At 56.3% G+C, this 22561-nt stretch carries 16 protein-coding genes and 1 tRNA gene; 4 read left to right on the top strand and 13 right to left on the bottom strand.

Annotated features, from left to right (window positions below):
- Positions 1-180: 180 nt before the first annotated feature.
- Together csdA and csdE are read left to right on the top strand one after the other, a co-directional pair.
- Positions 181-1386 carry a cysteine desulfurase CsdA gene (gene csdA / locus HX884_RS02975; protein ID WP_178327633.1) on the top strand — a complete coding sequence of 402 codons (1206 nt, stop codon included), beginning with the start codon at positions 181-183 and terminating at the stop codon, positions 1384-1386.
- On the top strand, positions 1386-1832 hold the full coding sequence (gene csdE, locus HX884_RS02970) for a cysteine desulfurase sulfur acceptor subunit CsdE (protein ID WP_178327632.1): 447 nt from the start codon (positions 1386-1388) through the stop codon (positions 1830-1832). The genes csdA and csdE overlap by 1 nt, the downstream gene beginning before the upstream one ends.
- Here csdE and tcdA read toward each other — a convergent pair.
- Both tcdA and mltA read right to left on the bottom strand, forming a co-directional pair.
- Positions 1823-2629 carry a tRNA cyclic N6-threonylcarbamoyladenosine(37) synthase TcdA gene (gene tcdA, locus HX884_RS02965; RefSeq protein ID WP_178327631.1) on the bottom strand — a complete coding sequence of 269 codons (807 nt, stop codon included), beginning with the start codon at positions 2627-2629 and terminating at the stop codon, positions 1823-1825. The genes csdE and tcdA overlap by 10 nt on opposite strands.
- 76 nt (positions 2630-2705) lie before the next feature.
- Positions 2706-3803 (bottom strand): murein transglycosylase A, encoded by a 1098-nt coding sequence (gene mltA / locus HX884_RS02960; protein ID WP_013098540.1) that lies wholly within the window; start codon positions 3801-3803, stop codon positions 2706-2708.
- 209 nt (positions 3804-4012) lie between these two features.
- Here mltA and HX884_RS02955 point away from each other — a divergent pair.
- A tRNA-Met gene (locus HX884_RS02955) sits at positions 4013-4089 on the top strand.
- An 88-nt stretch (positions 4090-4177) separates the two neighbouring features.
- Here HX884_RS02955 and amiC read toward each other — a convergent pair.
- A complete protein-coding gene (amiC, locus tag HX884_RS02950) occupies positions 4178-5431 on the bottom strand; it encodes an N-acetylmuramoyl-L-alanine amidase AmiC (RefSeq protein WP_013098541.1) in 1254 nt (417 codons plus the stop codon).
- Positions 5432-5658: 227 nt separating this feature from the next.
- Between amiC and argA the strand changes: the two genes are divergently transcribed.
- Positions 5659-6990: an amino-acid N-acetyltransferase gene (gene argA, locus HX884_RS02945; RefSeq protein ID WP_013098542.1), complete on the top strand. Its 1332-nt coding sequence runs from the start codon at positions 5659-5661 to the stop codon at positions 6988-6990.
- Positions 6991-7044: 54 nt separating this feature from the next.
- On the opposite strand, the gene recD is transcribed toward argA, so the two are convergent.
- The 10 genes from recD to lgt form a co-directional block, all read right to left on the bottom strand.
- Positions 7045-8865, bottom strand: a complete 1821-nt coding sequence (gene recD / locus HX884_RS02940) for an exodeoxyribonuclease V subunit alpha (RefSeq protein ID WP_139936791.1) — start codon at positions 8863-8865, stop codon at positions 7045-7047.
- The gene (recB, locus tag HX884_RS02935; protein WP_178327630.1) at positions 8862-12404 is read right to left on the bottom strand and encodes an exodeoxyribonuclease V subunit beta; all 3543 of its coding nucleotides are present in this window, start codon (positions 12402-12404) and stop codon (positions 8862-8864) included. The genes recD and recB overlap by 4 nt, the downstream gene beginning before the upstream one ends.
- Positions 12401-15283 carry a pitrilysin gene (gene ptrA, locus HX884_RS02930; protein WP_013098545.1) on the bottom strand — a complete coding sequence of 961 codons (2883 nt, stop codon included), beginning with the start codon at positions 15281-15283 and terminating at the stop codon, positions 12401-12403. The genes recB and ptrA overlap by 4 nt, the downstream gene beginning before the upstream one ends.
- Before the next feature lie 140 nt (positions 15284-15423).
- Positions 15424-18798 (bottom strand): exodeoxyribonuclease V subunit gamma, encoded by a 3375-nt coding sequence (gene recC / locus HX884_RS02925; protein ID WP_178327629.1) that lies wholly within the window; start codon positions 18796-18798, stop codon positions 15424-15426.
- A gap of 12 nt (positions 18799-18810) precedes the next feature.
- Positions 18811-19134: a prepilin-type N-terminal cleavage/methylation domain-containing protein gene (locus HX884_RS02920; protein WP_013098547.1), complete on the bottom strand. Its 324-nt coding sequence runs from the start codon at positions 19132-19134 to the stop codon at positions 18811-18813.
- Entirely contained in the window at positions 19119-19520 is a 402-nt protein-coding gene (locus HX884_RS02915) for a DUF2509 family protein (protein WP_013098548.1), read from the bottom strand. The genes HX884_RS02920 and HX884_RS02915 overlap by 16 nt, the downstream gene beginning before the upstream one ends.
- Positions 19517-20080, bottom strand: coding sequence for a prepilin peptidase-dependent protein (locus HX884_RS02910; RefSeq protein ID WP_178327628.1), 564 nt, complete (start codon positions 20078-20080; stop codon positions 19517-19519). The genes HX884_RS02915 and HX884_RS02910 overlap by 4 nt, the downstream gene beginning before the upstream one ends.
- Positions 20071-20535, bottom strand: coding sequence for a prepilin peptidase-dependent protein (locus HX884_RS02905; RefSeq protein ID WP_023620429.1), 465 nt, complete (start codon positions 20533-20535; stop codon positions 20071-20073). Before HX884_RS02905 ends, HX884_RS02910 begins: the two co-directional genes overlap by 10 nt.
- A 184-nt stretch (positions 20536-20719) precedes the next feature.
- Positions 20720-21514, bottom strand: a complete 795-nt coding sequence (thyA, locus tag HX884_RS02900; RefSeq protein ID WP_013098550.1) for a thymidylate synthase — start codon at positions 21512-21514, stop codon at positions 20720-20722.
- Positions 21515-21520: 6 nt separating this feature from the next.
- Positions 21521-22396 (bottom strand): prolipoprotein diacylglyceryl transferase, encoded by an 876-nt coding sequence (gene lgt, locus HX884_RS02895; protein WP_013098551.1) that lies wholly within the window; start codon positions 22394-22396, stop codon positions 21521-21523.
- Between the last annotated feature and the right edge of the window lie 165 nt (positions 22397-22561).

Below are 22561 nucleotides of genomic sequence, written 5' to 3'. Positions count from 1 at the left end.
TTAGCAATTAATGCTATTCAAACCTCGATTTATAACAGGCTAAAACATCCGCCTAACACTATTTAGCATAACCTGCTTTTTCAGGGGCGTTGGGATAAGCAGACAATTCTGATAGATATCAACCTCCTTGCCCTGCCGCTGAAATTGCGCGACGATCTCAGTAATGCAATGAGGAATTCCATGAACGCTTTCAGCCCTGCGCAGTTTCGCGCACAGTTTCCGGCGCTGGCCGATGCCGGTATTTATCTCGATAGCGCTGCCACAGCCTTAAAGCCGCAGGCGGTTATTGAGGCAACGCAGCAGTTTTATAGCCTGAGCGCAGGCAATGTGCATCGTAGCCAGTTTGCCGAGGCCCAGCGCTTAACCGCACGCTACGAAGCGGCACGCGATCAGGTTGCTCGTCTGATCAATGCTGAAAGCGGGAAAAATATTGTCTGGACGCGGGGTACCACCGAAGCCATAAACATGGTGGCCCAGTGTTATGCCCGCCCACTGCTTCAGCCCGGAGACGAGATCATCGTCAGTGAAGCGGAACATCACGCCAACCTGGTCCCATGGCTGATGGTGGCAGAGCAAACAGGGGCACGGGTGGTTAAGCTCCCGCTGGGGATAGATTACCTGCCGGATGTAGCACAGTTACCGGAGCTGATTACACCGCGCAGCCGCATTCTGGCGCTTGGACAGATGTCCAACGTCACCGGTGGCTGCCCGGATTTGGCGCAGGCTATCCGCATCGCGCATGCCAACGGCATCATAGTGATGGTTGACGGCGCGCAGGGCGTGGTCCATTTCCCGGCCGATGTGCAAAAATTGGATATCGATTTTTATGCCTTCTCAGGGCATAAGCTCTACGGACCAACCGGTATCGGGGCGCTGTACGGTAAGCCTGAGCTGCTGGCACAAATGACGCCGTGGCTCGGTGGCGGCAAGATGATCGCGGAAGTCTCTTTCGAGGGCTTTAAAACCCAGGACGTCCCTTACCGTCTGGAAGCGGGTACGCCAAACGTGGCGGGCGTCATTGGCCTGAGCGCCGCGCTCGAATGGCTCGCCGAAACGGACATTGTCCAGGCGGAGAGCTGGAGCCGGGGTCTGGCGACGCTGGCTGAAGAGGAGCTTAAAAAACGCCCTGGCTTCCGTTCGTTCCGCGTGCAGGATTCAAGCCTGTTAGCCTTTGATTTTGCGGGCGTACACCATAGCGACATGGTGACCCTGCTGGCAGGATATGGCATTGCGCTGCGTGCCGGGCAGCACTGTGCCCAGCCGCTGCTGGCAGCGCTTGGCGTGAGTGGTACACTGCGCGCCTCGTTTGCACCTTACAATACCCAAAGCGATGTCGAAGCGCTGATTTCCGCGGTTGACCGCGCCCTTGAACTCCTGGTGGATTAATGACTAGCTCAGCTTTAGCCGGACATCCGTTTGGCACAGTGATCACAGAAGAAACGTTAAAACAGACCTTCGCGCTGCTCACACAATGGGAAGATAAATATCGTCAACTGATCCTGCTGGGTAAGCAGCTTCCGGCCCTTTCTGACGATCTCAAAGCGCAGGCAAAAGAGATCGCGGGCTGTGAAAACCGCGTCTGGCTTGGGTTCAGCGTATCCGGTGAGAAACTGCATTTCTTTGGCGACAGCGAAGGACGTATCGTTCGCGGTCTGCTGGCGGTGCTGTTAACCGCCATCGAAGGGAAAAGCGCGGCGACGCTACTGGCGCACTCGCCGCTGGCTCTGTTCGATGAGTTAGGGCTGCGCGCGCAGCTAAGCGCCTCGCGCGGTCAGGGCCTGGTCGCCCTTAGCGAAGCGGTGCAGGACGCCGCCCGTCAGGCTCAGGCCTGACGTTCCGCCTTCGCCATCATCTTTTTCAGTGCGTGAGACACCGCCACAAATCCAAAAGAGGCGGTCACCATTGTGGCCGCGCCAAATCCTGAGGCGCAATCCATCCTTTTTGGCCCTTCCGCCGTGCTTTTCATTGCACACACCGAGCCGTCCGCCTGCGGATACACCAGCGCTTCAGTCGAGAAAACACAGTCGACGCCCAGCTTGCCCTTGCTGTTTTTCACCACGTTAAAATCGCTTTTCAGACGTTCACGCAGCTTGGCCGCCAGCGGATCCTGAATGGTTTTGGCCAGATCGGCCACCTGGATCTGTGTGGGATCAATTTGTCCGCCTGCGCCACCGGTGGTCACCAGTGGCACCTTGTAACGACGACAGTACGCAATAAGCGCCGCTTTTGGACGCACGCTATCGATCGCGTCAATCACGTAGCTGTAGCCTTTACTCATATAGTCTGCGACATTATCCGCCGTCACAAAATCATCAATCACCGTGACCCGACATTCCGGGTTGATCAGGCGGATACGCTCTGCCACGACCTCAGATTTTGCCAGGCCGACGTTGTCACGCAGGGCATGGATTTGACGGTTGGTGTTGGTGACGCACACGTCATCCATATCAATCAGCGTGATTGCGCCAATACCGGTTCTCGCCAGCGCTTCTGCCGCCCACGAGCCCACACCACCAATGCCCACGACGCAGACATGCGCATCCGCAAACAGCTGCAGGGCTTTTTCACCATAGAGACGTGCCGTACCGCCAAAACGCTGGCGCCAGGCGTCGCTGATTACCACAGACATAAAACCTCAGATGTAAAAAGGGTGAGGTTTTTCCTCACCCTGAACAGTAATCCGTATTCCGCTCAGAATACCACAATCAGCCGCTGAATACGTTTCCGGCGCCAGGCGCTGTCTTCAGCACCCATACGCGGCCATAGTGGTTATACCAGCCCGCCCGGTGACCGGCATCCGGACCAATTCCCTGATAAATATCGAAGTGCTGGCCTTTAATCGCGCCACCAACGTCCAGTGCCACCATCAGACGTAGCTCGTACTGGCCGTTAAATTTACCGTTATTATCCAGCAGCGGCACTTCTGCCAGCAGCGTGGTTCCCGCAGGAATGATGGAACGGTCCGATGCTACCGACGCACGGCCAATCAGCGGCACGGCGCTCGCCCCTTTCACCGGCGCAAAGTTTTGCGGTTTGAAGAAGACGAACGACGGGTTCTGCTCCAGCAGCTCGCGTACCTCAGCTTCACTGTGTTTTTCGCCCCACTCGCGGATCGCCTGCATCGACATATCTTCTTTTTTCACTTCGCCACGGTCGATCAGCACTTTACCAATGCTGCGATAGGCATGGCCGTTTTTACCGGCGTAGCTAAAGAAGTTCAGCGGAGAACCGTCACCAAAATCGATGTAGCCGCTGCCCTGAACGTCCATGATGAAGTTATCCATCAGGGAGTTGCTGTAAGCCAGGACGTAGTTTTCGCTAAGCGCACCGGCGTAGATCTCCGCACGGGACGGCAGGCGACCACGTTTTGGCGGCATACGATAAATAGGATACTGGAATTCGCCCTGACGCGTATGTCGCGCCTGGATAACCGGGGTGTAATAGCCGGTAAACTGCACGTTGCCGTAGTTGTCCGCCCCTTCCATCTGCCAGGCGTCGATACCAAACTGGCGCATATTGCGCGTATCGCCGCCCGCGCGCAGCCAGTCCTGCACCGCGTTATAGACGCTACTCTGGGCACCATACAGGCGCGGCGACGCATTGCGGATCTGGTAAACCTGCTCGGAGAAATCACCGGCGTTGATCGGTGCGCCGACAGCATCCGGCTGGTTAACTAAAGAGAAAGGCTGGGATAACTTCCCGTCTTTATACTGTTGACCGCGATCGGTCGGTTTAGAAGAACAGGCCGCAAGAATGGCTACCATTGCGCCCGTGATCAGATACTTTGCCCAACGTCCTTTCATTATATCTCGTCTTTAAGTTGCCCATTTCCGCGTGATGAAGATAACAAACCCACTGTTCTAATGAAACGGAATCACATGCCCTTTGGCAAATTCTGAGCAAAAAATAGTCCAAAGGTTTCAATGTCGTTCAATTTACATACAAAATTAATGAATTATGTGAAAAAGGGGTTGCATCACAAACCTAACCGAGTATAGTGCGCTTCCACGGACGCGGGGTGGAGCAGCCTGGTAGCTCGTCGGGCTCATAACCCGAAGGTCGTCGGTTCAAATCCGGCCCCCGCAACCAATACTTCTAAAAACAATAAACACCCTTAAGGGTGTTTTTTTGTATCTGTCGTTTGTGAATTTGCCGGGGGTTAACCCGGCGTTCAGCATTATCCACGTCGTGCCAGCGTCGCCCCGTCAGAGAAATACGCCCGGATCCCTGCCAGAATCGACTCAGCCACTTCCTGCTGGAATTTGGCCGTCTTGAGCTTACGCTCCTCTTCCACGTTACTGATAAACGCCGTTTCAACCAGGATAGACGGAATATCCGGTGCCTTCAGCACCGCAAACCCGGCCTGCTCGACGCTGTTTTTGTGCAGCTTATTGACCCGCCCCAGCTTGCCCAGTACCGCTTTACCAAACTTCAGGCTGTCGGTAATGGTCAGCGATTGCACCATGTCGAACATGGTGTGATCGACGTAGCGGTCGCCGCTTTTGCTCACACCACCGATGAGATCCGAGGCGTTCTGCGTGTCCGCGAGGTAACGCGCCGCGGTACTGGTTGCCCCTTTGGTTGAGAGCGCAAATACTGACGATCCACTCGGCTGACGGCTGGTAAAAGCATCAGCATGGATAGAGACGAAGAGATCCGCCCGCTGCTTCTGGGCTTTTGCCACGCGGACTTTCAACGGAATAAAGACGTCTTCATTACGCGTCATGTAGGCGCGCATGTTGCCCTCTCTATCGATTAACGCCTTCAGACGGCGGGCAATCTGCAACACCACATCTTTTTCCCGCGTCCGGTATTTGCCTACCGCCCCCGAGTCTTCTCCGCCGTGGCCAGGATCGAGCATGATCACAATCGGGCGATCGCGCCCTGCTTTTCCGGGCTGCGGACCACTCTGCGCAGGCGGAACCTGTTTCTCCAGATTGCCCTGGTTGTAGTCTTCCAGTAACGCCAGGAGCGGATCCTGAATGTCCGTTGCATTCGCCGGATAGAGATCCATCACCAGACGCTCTTTGAACGATGCCACAGGCGCAAGGGCGAACAGCTGCGGTTTCACGTTCTGCTTGAGTTCAAACACCATGCGCACGGTTTGCGGATCAAACTGCCCAACACGCGCCGATTTGATAAACGGATCGTCACCGCGGATCTGCGCCGCCATCCCCTTCAGAACGGAGTTCAGGTTAACGCCTTCGAGATCCACCACCACACGCTCAGGGTTGCTCAGGGCAAATTGCTTATATTTCAGCACCCGATTGGATTCCACCGTCACGCGCGTATAGGTTGACGACGGCCAGACGCGCACCGCCACCACCTGGCTTGTGGCGGCAAGACCCACCTGGCTGACGCTGAGCAGCCACATCGCCCCTGCCCCTTTTAACAAACGGCGGCGGCTTATTGCTGAATTGGATCCCGACATGCTTCTCCCGAGCAAGAAATCTGATTGACAGACAAAACATCAAAATTGACCGAAAACTTTAACGAATGACGCATAAACTGTCATCTATAAAAGGGTAAACAATCATACGTTAACGCACGGATTACTTATTATTTTCTGTGGGTCGCAGAAAATTTAGGCTTGCACATGCGGCCACAATCGAATAAAAATACAGAAATTACGAATAAACATTCATTAAGGGTTGTGCCATGGTGAAGGAACGTAGAACCGAACTGGTCCAGGGATTCCGCCATTCTGTTCCCTATATCAACGCCCATCGGGGAAAAACGTTTGTCATCATGCTCGGCGGCGAAGCCATTGAGCATGAAAACTTTTCCAGCATCGTCAATGACATTGGCCTGCTGCACAGCCTCGGCATCCGCCTGGTGGTGGTGTATGGTGCGCGTCCGCAGATCGATGCGAACCTGGCCGCACACCATCACGAGCCGATTTATCACAAACATACCCGCGTTACGGATGCCAAAACCCTTGAGCTGGTGAAACAGGCAGCGGGTCTGCTGCAGCTTGATATCACCGCGCGTCTGTCCATGAGCCTGAACAACACGCCGCTTCAGGGGGCACATATCAACGTCGTCAGCGGTAACTTCATCATCGCTCAGCCTCTCGGCGTGGACGACGGGGTGGACTATTGCCACAGCGGACGCATTCGTCGTATTGATGAGGAAGCCATTCATCGTCAACTGGACAGCGGTGCCATTGTATTGATGGGGCCGGTGGCCGTTTCCGTAACCGGCGAGAGCTTTAACCTCACTTCAGAAGAGATTGCCACCCAGTTGGCGATCAAACTGAAGGCGGAGAAAATGATTGGGTTTTGCTCCTCTCAGGGCGTCGTGAACGAAGAAGGGGTGATCGTGCCAGAGCTCTTCCCGAATGAGGCCCAGGCCCGCGTGGAAGCGCTGGAAGCCGAGGGAGATTACTACTCTGGTACCGTCCGGTTCCTGCGCGGTGCTGTGAAAGCCTGCCGCAGCGGCGTGCGTCGCAGCCATCTCATCAGCTATCAGGAAGACGGTGCCCTTCTGCAGGAGCTGTTCTCCCGCGACGGTATCGGCACCCAGATTGTAATGGAGAGCGCGGAGCAGATCCGCCGCGCCACCATTAACGATATCGGCGGTATTCTGGAGTTAATTCGCCCGCTGGAGCAGCAAGGGATCCTGGTACGCCGTTCCCGCGAACAGCTGGAAATGGAGATCGACAAATTTACGATTATCCAGCGCGATAATCTGACCATCGCCTGCGCCGCGCTCTATCCGTTCCCGGAGGAGAAGATCGGCGAAATGGCCTGCGTTGCCGTCCATCCAGACTACCGCAGCTCTTCACGCGGCGAGATGCTGCTTGAGCGCGTGGCGGCTCAGGCGCGCCAGATGGGCCTGAGCAAGCTGTTCGTCCTGACCACGCGCAGCATTCACTGGTTCCAGGAGCGCGGATTTACGCCTGTGGATATTGATTTGCTGCCTGAAAGTAAAAAAGAGATGTACAACTATCAACGCCGCTCAAAGGTGCTGATGGCCGACCTGGGATAACAGCTCCTTCGCCGGGTGGCGTTGCGCCGACCCGGCCTCTCTTTCTCACCTCATTCAGAGGGACTCAAATATCGCGCTCAGGCCGCTTCGCCGTTCTGTACGGGTGGCAATCGCCTGCACCAGCACGCGCTCGTCGGTATAGAGCGACAAGCGCTGACGCGCGCGGGTGATGGCGGTGTAGATGAGCTCGCGGGTAATCACGGGTGAAAGTTGGGTGGGCAGGATCAACGCCGCATGGTTGAACTCCGAGCCCTGGGACTTGTGTACCGTCATCGCCCATGCTGTTTCATGTTCAGGCAAGCGACTGGGCTGCACAGACTTCACGCTTCCGTCCGGCATCAGGAACCAGACGCGTAGACCCTGTCCACGATCAAGCGCAATGCCAATATCGCCGTTAAACAACCCCAGCGCGCTATCGTTACGGGAGATCATCACTGGCCGACCTTCGTACCAGCGTGAATGCGGCGTGCGGGTGATTTTGCGCTTTTGCGCAAGCAGTTGCTCAAGCCTGTCGTTGAGGCCGCTGACGCCAAAAGGCCCTTCCCTCAGCGCACACAGCAGCTGATACTCGCCAAACGCGGCAATGACCTGCGCAGGCGTATGTTGCTGCTGCACGCTCGTCAGGAAGTGCTGATAGCCCAGCAGGGCATCATCCAGCATCGCCTGATACTCTTCCCCGGTTTGCAGCGATTTCTTCTCAATATCACTGAAGCTGCCGTCAAAAACGGCACTGGTCGCATGCCGATCCCCTCTGTTCACGGCCGCCGCCAGTTGGCCAATGCCGGAATCACTCCCGAAACGGTAGCTTTTTTGCAGCAGACAGAGGCTGTCTCGCAGCGCCGCCGCGAGAGACTGACTTTCGGCTGCGAGCGAACATCCAGTGAGGCGGGCTAACTCCTCAGCACGTTCCGCGGTATACCCAAGACTCGCATAGGTGCAGATATCGCCCAGTACGGCCCCGGCTTCCACCGAGGCAAGCTGGTCACGATCGCCAAGGAAAATTACGCGCGCGTGGGGAGGTAAGGCGTCAATCAGCCGCGACATCATCGTCAGGTCGATCATCGACGCTTCATCCACCACCAGCACGTCAAGATGCAGCGGGTTTCCGGCGTGATAACGCAGGCGCTGGCTGCCCGGCTGGGCGCCCAGTAGCCGGTGCAGGGTACTGGCTTCATTGGGGAAAAGCGCAAGCTGTTCCTGCGTGAGCGGCAGTTTTTGCAGCGCGCCGCCTAACGACTCCGTCAGCCTGGCCGCCGCTTTGCCGGTGGGTGCCGCCAGGCGAATACGGCATTTTTGCTCACCCGACAGCTGAATCAGCGCGGCAAGCAGTTTTGCCACGGTGGTAGTTTTACCCGTGCCCGGTCCGCCCGAGATCACCGAGATCCGCCGCGTTAAGGCAACGGCCGCCGCCACTTTCTGCCAGTCTGTCGCCTCATCTGAGGTAAACAGGGCATCCAGCGTTTGCCGGAGCCGCGCTTCTTCACAGGGAAGCGGCGCATTTGTCTCGCTGAAAAAGCGCGCTACCGTCAGTTCATTACGCCACAGCCGGTTAAGGTACAACCGGTCGCCGATGAGGATCATGGGCGTCTGGGTATCAGCTCTGCTGACAGCAGGAGAGCTTAGCAAAACGCTCTGCCAGTCTACCGACTCGCCTAGCAGGGCAAAACAGGACTGAAGAGCCGCAGGCATTTTCTCATCAATGGCCAGACGCGAAAGCGGCAGGCAGACATGCCCTTCCCCCGCGTCGTTGCTCAGGATAGCGGCAGCCAGCATCACGGCCGGCTGCTCGCCAGCCACCATGATGGCGAACTGCACATCAAGATGGCGCAGTAAACGCTGTTCTACGGCTTCCAGCAGTAATTCCTGCATCGTCATGCCAACTCCTCCGTGCCTGCGGCAAATAAACTGTCCATTTTCTCAATCAGTGCCGCGTCCGGGCGCGTACTAAAAATACCAGACTGCGGATCGGCGGCATCCACCCCGCGCAGGAAGAGGTAAATCACCCCGCCAAAATGGTCTTCGTAGCGGTAATTTGCAATGCGATGACGCAGATAGCGATGCAGCGCCAGGGTATACAGCTGGTACTGCAGATCGTAACGATGCATCTGCATGGCAGAGGCCATCGCCTGTTGGGTATAGGCTTCGCTGTTTTCACCCAACCAGTTCGATTTGTAATCCAACAGGTAGTAACGCCCTTCATGGCGGAACACCAGATCGATAAAGCCCTTCAGCATCCCCTGAACCTGACGGAAGTTAAGTGGCGGGCAACCGGCGGATAGCGGGTCGTGCTCGCGGATCAGCGCATCCAGTGCCTCGGCTCTTAGCGGGCTGGCGATGGGGAGATAAAACTCCATCTCCACCTGCTTATCTCTGGCGGTCAGCTGGCTGAGCGAAACACCCTGTGCCGTGAGCGGGGCGTGAAGGATAGCGGTGATCCATTCGCTGAGCACCGGCTGCCATTGCGCGTCGTAGCCGCCGCTTTGCAACATTTTCAGCACCCACTCCTCAGAGACAGGTTGCGTGAAATCCAGCTCTTCAAACAGGCTGTGTAAAAATGTGCCCGGTGACGCGCCGCGCGGAAATTGATGAGGGGTCAGCACCGGTTCATCCGGCACACTGCCGGTACCTGCGGCATCCACGTCAAGCTTAGGCATCAGATCCTGCGCAATGCTCTGCCCGTGCTGCTGTAAACCGGAATAGCTGGTCACGCGCCAGTCGTCTGCAACGGTTCGCGTAATCTGCCGGGCCTGCAGGTCGGTTGTCTGCTGTTCTGGCAGCTGCCAGCGACTGTTATCGGGTTGCGACGGGATATGCAGGGCAATATGTTCCCCGCACAGTGTTTCAATACACTGACGCAGCCCGGCAGCATCTTTTGGCTCACCAAGCTGAATCAGCCTGCCCAGCGCGCTCAGATGAAAATCGGTATCGCCTGCCTTTTCGCCACGGCGGCGGAATAGCGGAGCGATACCCAGACTGCAGTGCCAGACCGAGCGGGTCAGGGCCACATAGAGCAAGCGTAAATCTTCCGCCAGGCGCTCGGCCTCGGCCAGTTCTACGCTGGACTCAGCTTTGCTGAGATCGAGCACCGCTTCGAACGACTCGCGATCGTGATAAAAAGCCTGATCCTGCACCCGATAATTGGCGATAAACGGCAGCCAGACCAGCGGATACTCCAGGCCTTTCGACTTGTGAATGGTGACGATTTGCACCAGGTGTTTATCACTCTCAAGACGCATCTGCTGGCTCGACGAGTTACTGTTCGGATCGGCAATTTGCTGCGCCAGCCAGCGCACCAGGGCATGCTCGCTCTCCAGCTGCGTGCCCGCCTCCTGCAACAGTTCGCTGATATGCAAAATATCGGTCAGACGGCGCTCGCCGCCCGCTGTGGCGAGCATATTCTCGGCAATGTGACGCTGCCTCATCAGTTCACGCAGCATCGCCATCACGCCGCGTTTTTGCCAGCGCTCGCGGTACTGCACAAACTCTTCGACCACCGCATCCCAGGCGGCTTCGTCGCAATTTAGCGCATCAATATCGCGCGCGTTCAGTCCCAGCATGCTGCTTGCCAGCGCGCTGCGAAGGGTGCTTTCCCGCTCCGGCGCCAGCACGGCCTGCAGCAGCCACAGCATCTCCTGCGCTTCCAGCGTTTCAAAGACGCTATCGCGGTTAGAGAGATACACGGACGGGATGTTCAGTGACGTCAGGGCATCACGGATAAGCGCCGCCTCCTGACGGCTGCGCACCAGCACCGTAATATCGGATGCTTTTACCGGGGCTGATGTGTCCCCCTTCCAAAGCAACGCCTCACCGCGCGTACCTGCGCTGAGCCAGTCCCGGATCTGCGCGGCGCAGTGCTGAGCCATCGCATGTTGATAGTCCGTAACGCCGCACCCCTCGCCGTCCAGCAGCCAGAAATTCATGGCGGGCTGGTTCACGCCGTTGAATTCAAAGCGCAACGAAGCATTTCTGGCGGCGAACTTTACCGGCTGGAAGGGAATCTCCCTGAACATAAACGCCGAATCCATGCGGCTGAAGAGCGCATTGACGCTCTCCACCATCCCCGGCGAGGAGCGCCAGTTGGTGTCCAGGGTGTAGTGCGCTTCAACCTCGCTGCGGGCTTTCATGTAAGTGAAAATATCCGCGCCACGGAAGGCATAAATGGCCTGTTTGGGATCGCCAATGAGCAACAGTGCCGTGTTGGGCTGCTGTCGCCAGATGCGGCGGAAAATGCGGTACTGCTGGGGATCGGTATCCTGAAATTCGTCAATCATCGCCACCGGAAAGCGCGTGCGGATGGCGGCGGCAAGCGCCTCGCCATTTTCACTGCACAACGCCGCGTCCAGGCGACTTAGCATATCGTCAAAACCCAGCTCACCCCGGCGGCGTTTCTCACGCGACACCGCTTCACGGATCTCCGCCATGGCGCGGGTGATCATTAGGTCGTTAAGGGTTAATGGCTCTGCCAGCAGGGTTTCAATCTCAACAAACAGCGGGTGTTCTGGGACAATGCCATCGGCTTTGGTTCGCTCAACCAGAAAACGCCGGGAAAATTTTTCCAGCGCATCCGGGAGCTGGTAACCGCGCGTCTCTTCCTGCGCCCAGGCAGTGATCTTATCGATCCATTTCCCCTGATTGCCACGGTTAAACTTGCGCCTGTCGATCCCGGAGTTTTCGATAATGGCGTCGATCTCGCCGACAGACTCAATCCATTTTTGCTTAACGGCTGCAATCTTCGCGACGATTTTTTCATGGCGCGAGGCCAGCGTTTCATCCGCAGGCGGTGGAGATTTAATGACCGGGGCCTCCCCCTGCAGATAGCGCTCAATGGCGCGCAGAAGCTCCTCAGGGCCTTTCCACAACGCATGTACCGCTTCGGCGATGTCCCGCTGTAACGGATAGCAGTGGCGACGCCAGAAATCAGCACAGGCCTGGTAGCGAAGCTCAGACTCATCTTCAATAAGCTGCAGTTCAAACAGCATGCCGGATTCAAACGCATTCAGGCTCAGCATGCGCTGGCAAAAACCGTGGATGGTGAAGACAGATGCCTCGTCCATTTGCCGTTCAGCCAGAAGCAGCCACTGTGCGGCCTGCTGTTTATCGGCAATCTCTTCCAGCAGGCTCGCGTAGAGAGGGTTATCCGTGCTTTCGCGCAGACAGGCGATACGCAGTTCATGAATATTGGCACGGATACGGCCGCGCAGCTCAGCGGTGGCGGCCTCGGTGAAGGTCACCACCAGCAGCTCCTCCACGCTTAACGGACGCGGAAAAGCGGCCTGGCCGCCAAGCCCCAGCAACAGACGCAGATAAAGCGCGGCAATGGTGAAGGTTTTTCCCGTTCCCGCTGAGGCTTCAATCAATCGTTCACCCTGCAGAGGTAAACGTAAGGGATCAAGGGACTCAGCGGTGTCGGTCATTCTTTCTTACTCCAGGGCATAGATTGCTGCAGGGCGCTGACGCTCTTCCAGATTTTCCAGCCTTTCGGGTTAACGTAGTCCGTTTTTCCGTTCTGGCTACCAGAAACCTGAGACAGAATGGCTATTCCCTGCGGTTTAACCACCGCCTGATGGAAGAAGTCGGCAACCTTCTGAGGCGTCAGCTGTTTTATCTCGGCCACTACTTTATCACGCGAATCAAATTTCAGATTACCGCGATCGAAATCTTTGCTCAGCTGGGATGCTTCTTCACCCAGCGTCTGAGGCGGCTGCATCACCTGCGCGATGACGGCCTGCTGGATTTGGGCAAACTCATCCGGCTTCATGGCTCGCAGTTTAGCTTCCGCTTGCGGGAAGAAAGCCTGGTAACGCTGCCAGAGATAAGCGGGCTGTTTATCGCTGCTCTGCAGCAGGAAACCCAGCCCCCACTGGCGGCCAACGTTCATGGAGAATGCAAAGACCGCGTAGCCAAGCTGCTCTTCTGTGCGCAGCTGATTGTAGAACCACGGCTGTATAATTTGTCCCAGAACGGCACTCTGCGCAGAGCTGGCAAATTCATCATAGCCCGTAGGAACAAACACGGCGGCCAGCGCGGAATCCGTGCTGTTACCTGCTTTTTCAAAAATCACATTCTGTTTTTTCTCAACCAGCACGTCCTGGTTACGGCACCACTCGTCGCCTTTTGAACCGAGCTGCTGACGTACGTTCTCTGCCAGCGTTTTGGCCTGGTCCTCGCTCATGTTGCCGACGATAAGAAACTCCGGACGCGTGTTAGTTTTCAGCGCGTCGCGGTAGGCCAACACCTCTTTTAATGTGATGGATGGCAGCAGCGCCCGGCGATCTTCACGCTGGAAATAAGGGATTTGCGACAGCATCTGCGCCGGCATAATCGCCTGATCGTACGCCTTGCCTTTCTCAGCGGAATCCATCATCTGCGCATACCAGGACTTCGCCTGCTCAAACTGCTCTTCCGTTGGCGTGTAGCTGAAATAGCCCTCCAGCAACGCCTGGAACAGCTGAGGCAGACGCTGGGTATAGCCGTTTGCATTGACCATCAGTCCGTTATTGGCGTTGGTAGAGAAGCTGATTCCACCCACCGCGGCCTGGTTGCTGAGCTGGTCAAGCGCGATACCGGCCAGATAGTCATTAAGCGCAAACATCACCTGATTTTTGGCGCTATCCATCGCTTTCGGGTTGCGAAGAACAACGCTGACATCGGCTTTTGGCTCGCTGGCGAAGTAGTGGCTTGGGGTGTACACCACGCGCAACGTTGGCTCATCAACAATAAGCTGCGGGTGTGGGTACGCTTTCGCGGTTTTAATCAGGGAGAAATCATCCGGGATGTAGGGATTCAGCTCCGGCAGCTTCAACGCGATCTCGCTGGCCTTTTTCTGCCAGTTTGCGAACGTTTGCTCACTGATTTTATCCACCTGGTAAGGGGCATCCACGAAATAGGCCGTTTTGTTATGCGGCTCGTTCGGGCTGATGTACCAGATGCGGGCATTCTGTGGGGTCATCATTGCCAGGCGCGCTTTTATCGCCTCAGCGTCGTACTGGTCGGCAATGTTGACCGCGTCCAGGGTATGTTCAACCGGCACGCGGATCATGGTATCCGCCAGCCACTCAACATAGTCCATGTCGCGGGTAATGGACGGATAGCGGAAATCGAGATCCAGCACGTGTGCCAGTTCGTCAAAGTAGCGTTTATCGACGCCTTTATCGCGCAGCAACGAGAGATAGCTGAAGATAGCCGCGACCACCTCATCACGGTGCGCCAGCCCTTTGTCGGTCAGGGTGGCGGAAATCGCCAGCACACCGCTGTTGCCGTTAACCACTGGATCGGAGTCGGCACGGATCCCTTCCACCAGCCCCTGCTTTTGCAGCCAGTCAGAAAGCGTTCCCGGGCTACGGTTACCAATAAGATAGGTGACCAGTTCATCCGTTTTACTGCGGAACTGTGCGGTGTTGTTATCAATGCGGAACTCAACGCGTAACACCTTGCGCGGCAGTGCGGGCACGTAGTGGATCACGATCCCTTTCTGCGCGTCGGTGACAACCGGTACGTTTATCTGCGGCAGGTCGATGTTTTTATTTGGTACCCGTCCAAAGGTCTGCGCCGCCATGGCAGCCAGTTCTGGCAACGGTTTGTTGCTGTAGATAACCGCTTTCATCAGGTTTGCGGAGTAGTATTTGTCGCGAAACGCGTGCAGCGCATCAAGCACCGGGCTGTTTGGTTTGTCACTCAGCGTCTCGAGGTTACCCCCGGAAAAACGGGATCCAGGGTGCGCCGGGTTGATGGTTTCGGCGCTCACCTGCGCCATGCGCATACCGTCTCGCGTACGGGCCAGGGTCAATTCAGCATTGACGGCATTACGTTCACGGTCAGCGTATTTTTTATCCAGCAGCGGTGCGGCAATGGCATCGGCGAGACGATCCACCGCCCCTTCCAGCGCATCATTTTCGACTTCCAGATAAAACGCCGTCCGATACGGTGCCGTACTGGCGTTGTGGCTGCCGCCATGCATTTTCAGAAATTCGGAGAGGCTATCCGGCTGGGGGTATTTTTTGGACCCCATCAGCGTCATATGTTCCAGATAATGCGCAAGACCCGGGTGCGCTTCGGGATCTTCCAGCGACCCAACGGGTACCACAAGCGCCGAGAGGGATTTCACCGCCTGCGGATCGGAAACCAGCAGCACGGTCATCCCGTTATCAAGGCGGACAGCCTGATACTGACGGGTATCTTTTTCGCTCTTACGGATAGTTTCCTGAACGGGTTGCCAACCGGAGTCTGCCTGAGTGACGGGAGCCCAAAGGGCGACAAACAAAACAAACGCTTTGAACAAGGTGCTGCCTGGCATTAACGACCTCTTTATCACGGCTACATCATTAACAAACTTCGTGCTGGACACGCCAGCATCTCTTTCTTTCTGTACATCAGTCCGTGATAGCAGGTGCATCATAAATGAACACCCTTTGCTGCGCAATTTTTATACAGCGCTCAGGACTGATTAAATTTGAACAACGGTAACAGGTAACGTTGTGCCTCTTCCGTGATGGTCTCAAAGTATTCTGGCTCAAGCGTTCGCCATAACCGTTGATACCAGACATCATCGCCTTCACCACGGACCATCATGTTACCTTCCCAGGCCTGAACAAATTTACTCCGCGCTTTCTGCAGTGAAACGTCATCCGTTAACATCGCATCATTCTGCGCGTCATAACAGGCTTTTATCCACGCCCCGCCACTTTCAGGCAGTAACAGCAGCGGCTTGTTCATCCCCTGACGGTAACCTTCAATGTACAAGGACAAGTAATGTAACGCCTGCTCCGGCTCCATTGGCGGGAAACGCCACTCGCCCTCCTTGCGTACAAACATCCGACTTTCACCTTGGTTACCGCCAGCACTGTAGACAAGATGTTCGAGCCAGAGTTGCAAACCCTGTGAAACGCTCAGCATGGAAGGCCGCCAGCGCAGCAGCCCGTCCGGTTGAACCTGCGTCAGCCAGCCCGTCAGCTGGATACCGTTGCAGTTGAGGTCGATTTCAAGGCTTGTTCCCGGCTGTCGGCATTCGATAACACGCTCGGCAAGCGCCTTCATCTCTGTGCACTGCGCCTCCCAGACGATCTCCCCGAACGCACCATACGGTAATTGCCCCGCAGCGCGATAGCGGCGGAACAGTTTGTCAGCATCTTCCTGCTCCACCAGCGCATTCAGCAGCTGGAGGTTTAACTGATAACGTTCCAGCCCTTCCAGCGTAAACGGTTCTGCGTCAGGAATTTCGCTCTCTTCCGAGCGGAAATTTACCTGCAACCGCTGCTGGAAGAAGGCGCGTACCGGATGCGCCCAAAACCGCTGCAGTTGTTCGAAGGTCAGGGTTTCAATGGGCCGCGCGTCGAGCTCCTGAATGAAATCACTGTGCGCCTTCCCCTCTTTTTTCGCCGCGGGCAGCCACTCCTGGGCATAGCTCTGCAATTCGCTGGCGACGTAGTTCATCGGGTCAAACGGCATACGGCTGTGACAACAGGTGATATGCGCTTTCACCCGCTGGTCGCTCTCATCGCAGTTACGTTCTTCATCCCCCGGCAGGTAGTGGCTCTGTCCGATATAGTCCACCAGTTCCTGCACCAGAACAGAGGGAAAACGCTCGCTGTTGTCCTGAATCGACCGACCGATATAACTGATGTAAAGCTTGTTCTGCGCGGAAATAAGCGCCTCAAGGAAGAGGTAGCGGTCATCATCACGACGGCTACGGTCGCCCCGCTTCGGTGCCGGGCTCATGAGATCAAAGCCCAGCGGCGGCAGGGCTCGCGGATATACACCGTCATTCATACCAAGCAGACACACCACTTTGAAGGGAATGGAACGCATGGGCATCAGCGTGCAGATATTGATCGGCCCGGCAAGGAAGCGCTGGCTGATACGCTCCTGATCGAGGCGCAGGGTCAATTCATCCCGCAGAAGCGAAAGCGGGATCGCTTCGTTATAGTGGGAGTTCACCCCCTCATCGACTATCGCCTGCCACTGTGTTTCAATCAGCGCCATTGCGGCTTCCGTGTCACTGTCCGGCAGGAAGAAATCATTGAGCAGTTCCCGGCAAACCGGCAGCCACTCCTCCAGCGGACGCGGCTGCATTAGCGCACGTCGCCAGCGGTTAAGCTGCATCAGCAGCGAGGCTAAATGCCCGACAAGCTCCGCGATGAGCCCGCTGGACTCATCATAAGGCAGGACCTCGTTCCACTCGCCCTGGCTGCTTTCCATGGCATACCCCAGCAGCATACGCGTCAGACCAAACTGCCAGGTGTGCTGCCCGGTAGGGGGAAGCTCAAACTCCTGTACGTTGTCGTCATCGATCCCCCAACGTACGCCAGACTCGTTTACCCACTGACGAAGGTAGCGCAACCCCTCTTCGTTAATGTTGAAACGAGCGGCCAGCACGGGGACATCGAGCAATGCCAGGACATCTTCGGAAATGAAGCGGCTGTCGGGCAGTGACAGCAGGGTAACGAATGCCTGCAAGGCCGGGTGAGACTGGCGAGCCCGACGGTCAGAGATGGCATAAGGTAGGTAGCGCTCTCCCGTCGCACTGCCGAAAACGGCCTGAATAAAGGGGCTGTAGCTGTCGATATCCGCCACCATCACCACGATATCACGCGGTGTCAGGTCAGGATCGTCCTGTAGCATGGCGAGCAACTGATCGTGCAGGACTTCGACTTCACGCTGCGCACTGTGGCAAACATGCACCGTGATACTGCGATCGTCGGGATCCAGTCTCCGTTTCGTGTCGCTGCGTTCAAATTCTTCGGCCGTCACGCCCATCACCGCGCGATTTTCCAGATCCAGAATATCGGACTGGATATTGTGCAGCAGGCTGTCCGGCGTGATTTCAACAAACGCATCCACGTCGCCTTCGCCTGACGAGGTGATATCAGAGAGCATATGAATGTAGTCCCGGCCCAGCTTGCCCCATGAGGCAAGCAGCGGGTTAGGCAGGTTCTGAATGCCCTGCTCATCAAAAAGCTGCGCGGCAGAGGCACTGTCTTTAAACAAGGGCACCGTGCGTTCTTCAAAGAGACGTCGCCGCTGGCGCGTCACAAGCCGCGAAAGCCACCGGTCATCCTGAATGTCACCCCAGTAATGGCGGCAAGGGTTAGTAAAGAGAATATGGATGTCGGTGTGTTTTCCGAGCGCTTTCAGCGCATCCAGATAGACGGGTGGCAAGGCGGAAATACCGCAGATAAATACGCGGGAGGGCAGCCGGGCCGGTCGGTCAGTGCTATTTTCCAGTATGGAGATGAACCGTTGGTAGAGGTTCGCACGGTGCCACTTGGGTTGACCCAGCTTTTCGGTATGCTCCACCAGCGCTTTCCACAGCGGCGCCTGCCAGACCTGCGCCTCCGGCAGACCTTCCACTAACTCACCCGCCTCCCAGCGAGTCAGCCATTCCGGACGATACACTAAATACTGGTCATAGAGATCCGCGGTACGTGATGCCAGCTGGAACAGCTTGCGTTTGTCGGTATCGTCATGCAGGTAGTGGCGCAGCATGGCAAACTCATCATGCGCGAGCATATCTGGCAAAAGCGCCATCAGCTTCCAGCTCATGCTCTGTTTGTTAAACGCGCTCTGCTCCGGGATGTCAGGCAACACGCGGACAAACATCTCCCAGATAAAGCTCGCGGGAAGCGGAAAATCGATATTCGCCGCGATGCCAAATTTACGGGAAAGCGACATCTGCAGCCATTGTGCCATACCGGTGCTCTGCACCAGCACCATTTCAGGCTCAAACGGATCGTCGAGCCGCTCACGCTCAACGATAAATTCCATCAGCGCTTCCAGCACATCCAGACGATTTGAGTGGTAGACCCTTAACATAGACGCTCCCGACTACTGGCTAACCGGGCAATGCAGACGCGTCATCTCACCGCGTCGACCCAGAGGAGAAATAAGTGTAACCGTGATGCTGACACATCCAGACTGCGTTGTCTGCATCCGGTTTATCTGCCAGCCTGCTGGCAGCGCACCAGCATCCATCTGCGACTGCGTCCAGGCGATGTGCCAGAGCTGACGATACTGGCTAAACAGGGCAAAGCGGGAAGCCAGCGCCCGGTGATAGCCGGACAGCGCCGTTACGATCGCCACCAGCAGCATCATCGCCAGCAACACGTCGACCATGCTGAACCCCTTTTCATTCTTTACGGCAACCGACATAATGCACGCTCCTTTAGCGGGCAAAAATCACTCCAGCCATGAGGTAAAAAGCGTATGTGCCCGTTGACAATCTCCCCGCCACGCCAGAGCAACAGCTCTCCATCTCCAGCGATGAGTAACACCTGCGACTCATTCAGTACACGCAAACAAACACGTTGCGTTTGTCTCTGTTTGCACTGTACATCAGGCTGCAACGACCAGTGCTGAACGCGCCCCCACTCCAGCGCAGACTGCGCGGCTGCCTGCTGCTGGATGGCGCGGCTCTCGTCGCCAACCAGCATGGTAAATGTTATGAGTTGCTGGTTAAGGCCGGTCAGGATCAGTGTGCCTAACACCAGTAACAGCAGAACCAGCGTCAGTGAGGCAATCCCATTCTGGCGGTTCACAAGTTAAACCCCGTAACGCCATAGCGAACCTGGTAAGGGGCAGCGTGCTTATCATTCACCCCGCTGGCGGTCAACTCGAGATATAACGCTGGCGCAAATCCCGGGTGCTCATGTTTACGTACCACAAATGTGTGGATCATAAGCCGGGCCGGGTCGGTAAGCTTCTCCCATCCTTTTCCTTCACACCCCGTCGCGCCACGCAGGGTTTCCAGCGCGCCTGATTCCAGACGAAACCCCGTACTTTCGTTATCCGATGCTGAGGTGTCCCAGGTGCCGTTACTGTTTGCATCCCACCGGACAATCACACAGCTTCCCTCCCTGCCGATGGTCAGGCTCTGCCCCTGACAATTACCCGCGCAATACCCCGCGCGCTGTAACTGCTTGCCAATCGCGAACAGGCGTTGCCAGATCTCTTCTTCACGCTCTTGCGCCCTGGATTGCAGCAAAACTGCCCGTTGCAGCTCCGGTAAAAAACGCGACGTGCTGAGTAACAGAAGGCTGCTAATCGCCATTGCAACCAGCACCTCTGTGAGTGAGAAGCCGTGCTGGTTCATCGGCATGCATTTTCCCCTGTAACAGTGCACATCCTGATACGCCCTCCGTTTGAGACGACAATCATCCATTCTCCTGCCCTGCTCTGTACGCGTATCCGCCCTGCCCACGCCGTGTCCCTTAATCCATAGAATCCTAATGAAGGCGTAACCTCCCTTAGCACGACGTCAGGCCACAACGGTCTGAGCACATACGGGCTGTTGTTCTCACAGCCCTGCACCGCAGAGCTCATCAAACAGGCGCCTCTGTCGTCCTGCTGAAGCGTAATCAGGTGGTCACGGTTGTGACGATTGGCATCGTTTCGCAGAAACACCAGATAGTCGCGGACCTGACAGGCGACCTGCCACAACCTCTGCCGCTGTTGCCAGTTGTCCCAGCCGGCGAGCCCTGTCGCGCTGAGGATAATAACCAGCGAAATGGCAACCAGAGTTTCGATAAGCGTAAAGCCGTGCTCTTTTTTCATGCCGGGAGTGTGGCGAAACGCCGTGAACATGACGAGCCGCAATTCGGGGTGTTACGAGGCGTTATCCAGAGAATGTTATCCGTTGCAGTGCGTTGCACGCCGACTGGATAACGCCTCGGGGAACAGAGTACAGACGAAAAAAAACCGGCGCGTAAATGCGCCGGTTATGTAACGATTTGCTGTATCAGATTGCGACAGGCGCTTTGATGCCCGGATGCGGGTCGTATCCCTCAATCTCGAAGTCGTCAAAGCGGTAATCGAAGATCGATTCCGGTTTACGTTTGATAATCAGCTTCGGCAGTGCACGCGGCTCACGGGTCAGCTGGAGATGCGTCTGTTCCATGTGGTTGCTGTACAGGTGCGTATCCCCACCGGTCCAGACAAAATCGCCCACTTCCAGATCGCACTGCTGGGCCATCATATGTACTAACAGCGCATAGCTGGCAATGTTAAACGGCAGGCCGAGGAAGACATCGCAAGAGCGCTGGTAAAGCTGGCAGGAGAGTTTGCCATCAGCCACATAGAACTGGAAGAACGCATGGCACGGTGCCAGCGCCATTTTATCCAGCTCACCCACGTTCCAGGCAGAAACGATAATACGGCGCGAGTCCGGGTCGTTTTTCAGCTGGTTCATCACGGTGGTGATCTGGTCAATATGGCGGCCATCAGGCGTTGGCCACGCACGCCACTGCTTGCCGTACACCGGGCCCAGATTGCCGTTTTCATCTGCCCATTCGTCCCAGATAGAGACATTGTTTTCGTGCAGATAGGCAACGTTGGTATCGCCTTGCAGGAACCAGAGCAGTTCATGAATGATCGAGCGCAGGTGGCAGCGCTTTGTCGTCACCAGGGGGAAGCCTTCTTGCAGGTTGAAGCGCATCTGGTGGCCAAAAATGGAGAGCGTGCCGGTTCCGGTACGGTCATTTTTCGGCGTGCCCTCGTCGAGCACTTTTTTCATCAATTCAAGATACTGTTTCATGGTTCCTCAGGAAAGTTGTTGCTGTGGACGACGACGATACGCCCAAATCATCATAATGGCACCCGCCACGATCATCGGAATGGAGAGGATTTGCCCCATGCTGATGTACTGTACCCACTCGCCGGTGAACTGCGCATCCGGCTGGCGGAAGAACTCAACGATGATACGGAACGCACCGTAGCCAATCAGGAACAGGCCGGAGACAGCCCCCATCGGGCGCGGTTTGCGGATAAACAGATTCAGGATGATAAACAGCACCACGCCTTCCAGCGCCAGTTCATAGAGCTGAGACATGTGACGCGGCAGAACGCCGTACGTATCAAAAATGGATTGCCATTCAGGATGAGACGGCAGCAGCGCCAGGTCTTCTGCGCGCGAGCCCGGGAACAGCATAGTAAAGGAAACGCTCGGGTCGACACGTCCCCACAGCTCGCCGTTAATGAAGTTGCCCAGACGACCAGCCCCCAGACCAAACGGAATCAATGGCGCGATAAAATCCGATACCTGGAAGAAGTTGCGTTTGGTGCGTTTGGCAAAAATCACCATCACCAGAATCACACCAATCAGGCCGCCATGGAAGGACATCCCCCCGTCCCAGACGCGGAACAGATAGAGCGGATCGTTGAGGAATACCGGGAGGTTATAGAACAGGACATAGCCAATACGCCCACCAAGGAACACACCGAGGAAGCCCGCGTAAAGCAGGTTTTCGACTTCGTTTTTGGTCCAGCCGCTGCCAGGACGACTGGCGCGACGGCCAGCAAGCCACATAGCAAAAATGAAGCCCACCAGGTACATCAGACCGTACCAGTGAAGCGAAACGGGTCCTACTGAGAAAATGACCGGATCAAATTCCGGAAAATGCAGATAACCACTGTTCATCTGTCACCACAAGATGTTGTTATTCCGCTGAAAGTGGACAGCGGTAGAGATGCGCCCCGGCGGTCAGCAGAGGCTCCAAAGTTGCGAATCATAGCACAAGGCGGACGCGGAGGATGCGCCAGAGATGTAAAAGATGTGTATAGAGGATGGTGTGGGATGTTGCCC

Origin of the sequence: Enterobacter sp. SECR19-1250 (assembly GCF_013391025.1) — a bacterium.
GTDB lineage: Bacteria > Pseudomonadota > Gammaproteobacteria > Enterobacterales > Enterobacteriaceae > Enterobacter > Enterobacter cloacae.
Note: the sequence above shows the minus strand (reverse complement) of the source record. Positions and strands in the feature narration are given on the sequence as shown.

What these genes read in the sequence shown, in the direction of transcription:
- csdA (WP_178327633.1), top strand. Translation starts at nt 181, where the DNA reads ATGAACGCTTTCAGCCCTGCGCAGTTTCGCGCACAGTTTCCGGCGCTG.
- csdE (WP_178327632.1), top strand. Translation starts at nt 1,386, where the DNA reads ATGACTAGCTCAGCTTTAGCCGGACATCCGTTTGGCACAGTGATCACA.
- tcdA (WP_178327631.1), bottom strand. Translation starts at nt 2,629, where the DNA reads ATGTCTGTGGTAATCAGCGACGCCTGGCGCCAGCGTTTTGGCGGTACG.
- mltA (WP_013098540.1), bottom strand. Translation starts at nt 3,803, where the DNA reads ATGAAAGGACGTTGGGCAAAGTATCTGATCACGGGCGCAATGGTAGCC.
- amiC (WP_013098541.1), bottom strand. Translation starts at nt 5,431, where the DNA reads ATGTCGGGATCCAATTCAGCAATAAGCCGCCGCCGTTTGTTAAAAGGG.
- argA (WP_013098542.1), top strand. Translation starts at nt 5,659, where the DNA reads ATGGTGAAGGAACGTAGAACCGAACTGGTCCAGGGATTCCGCCATTCT.
- recD (WP_139936791.1), bottom strand. Translation starts at nt 8,865, where the DNA reads ATGACGATGCAGGAATTACTGCTGGAAGCCGTAGAACAGCGTTTACTG.
- recB (WP_178327630.1), bottom strand. Translation starts at nt 12,404, where the DNA reads ATGACCGACACCGCTGAGTCCCTTGATCCCTTACGTTTACCTCTGCAG.
- ptrA (WP_013098545.1), bottom strand. Translation starts at nt 15,283, where the DNA reads ATGCCAGGCAGCACCTTGTTCAAAGCGTTTGTTTTGTTTGTCGCCCTT.
- recC (WP_178327629.1), bottom strand. Translation starts at nt 18,798, where the DNA reads ATGTTAAGGGTCTACCACTCAAATCGTCTGGATGTGCTGGAAGCGCTG.
- HX884_RS02920 (WP_013098547.1), bottom strand. Translation starts at nt 19,134, where the DNA reads ATGTCGGTTGCCGTAAAGAATGAAAAGGGGTTCAGCATGGTCGACGTG.
- HX884_RS02910 (WP_178327628.1), bottom strand. Translation starts at nt 20,080, where the DNA reads ATGCCGATGAACCAGCACGGCTTCTCACTCACAGAGGTGCTGGTTGCA.
- HX884_RS02905 (WP_023620429.1), bottom strand. Translation starts at nt 20,535, where the DNA reads ATGAAAAAAGAGCACGGCTTTACGCTTATCGAAACTCTGGTTGCCATT.
- thyA (WP_013098550.1), bottom strand. Translation starts at nt 21,514, where the DNA reads ATGAAACAGTATCTTGAATTGATGAAAAAAGTGCTCGACGAGGGCACG.
- lgt (WP_013098551.1), bottom strand. Translation starts at nt 22,396, where the DNA reads ATGAACAGTGGTTATCTGCATTTTCCGGAATTTGATCCGGTCATTTTC.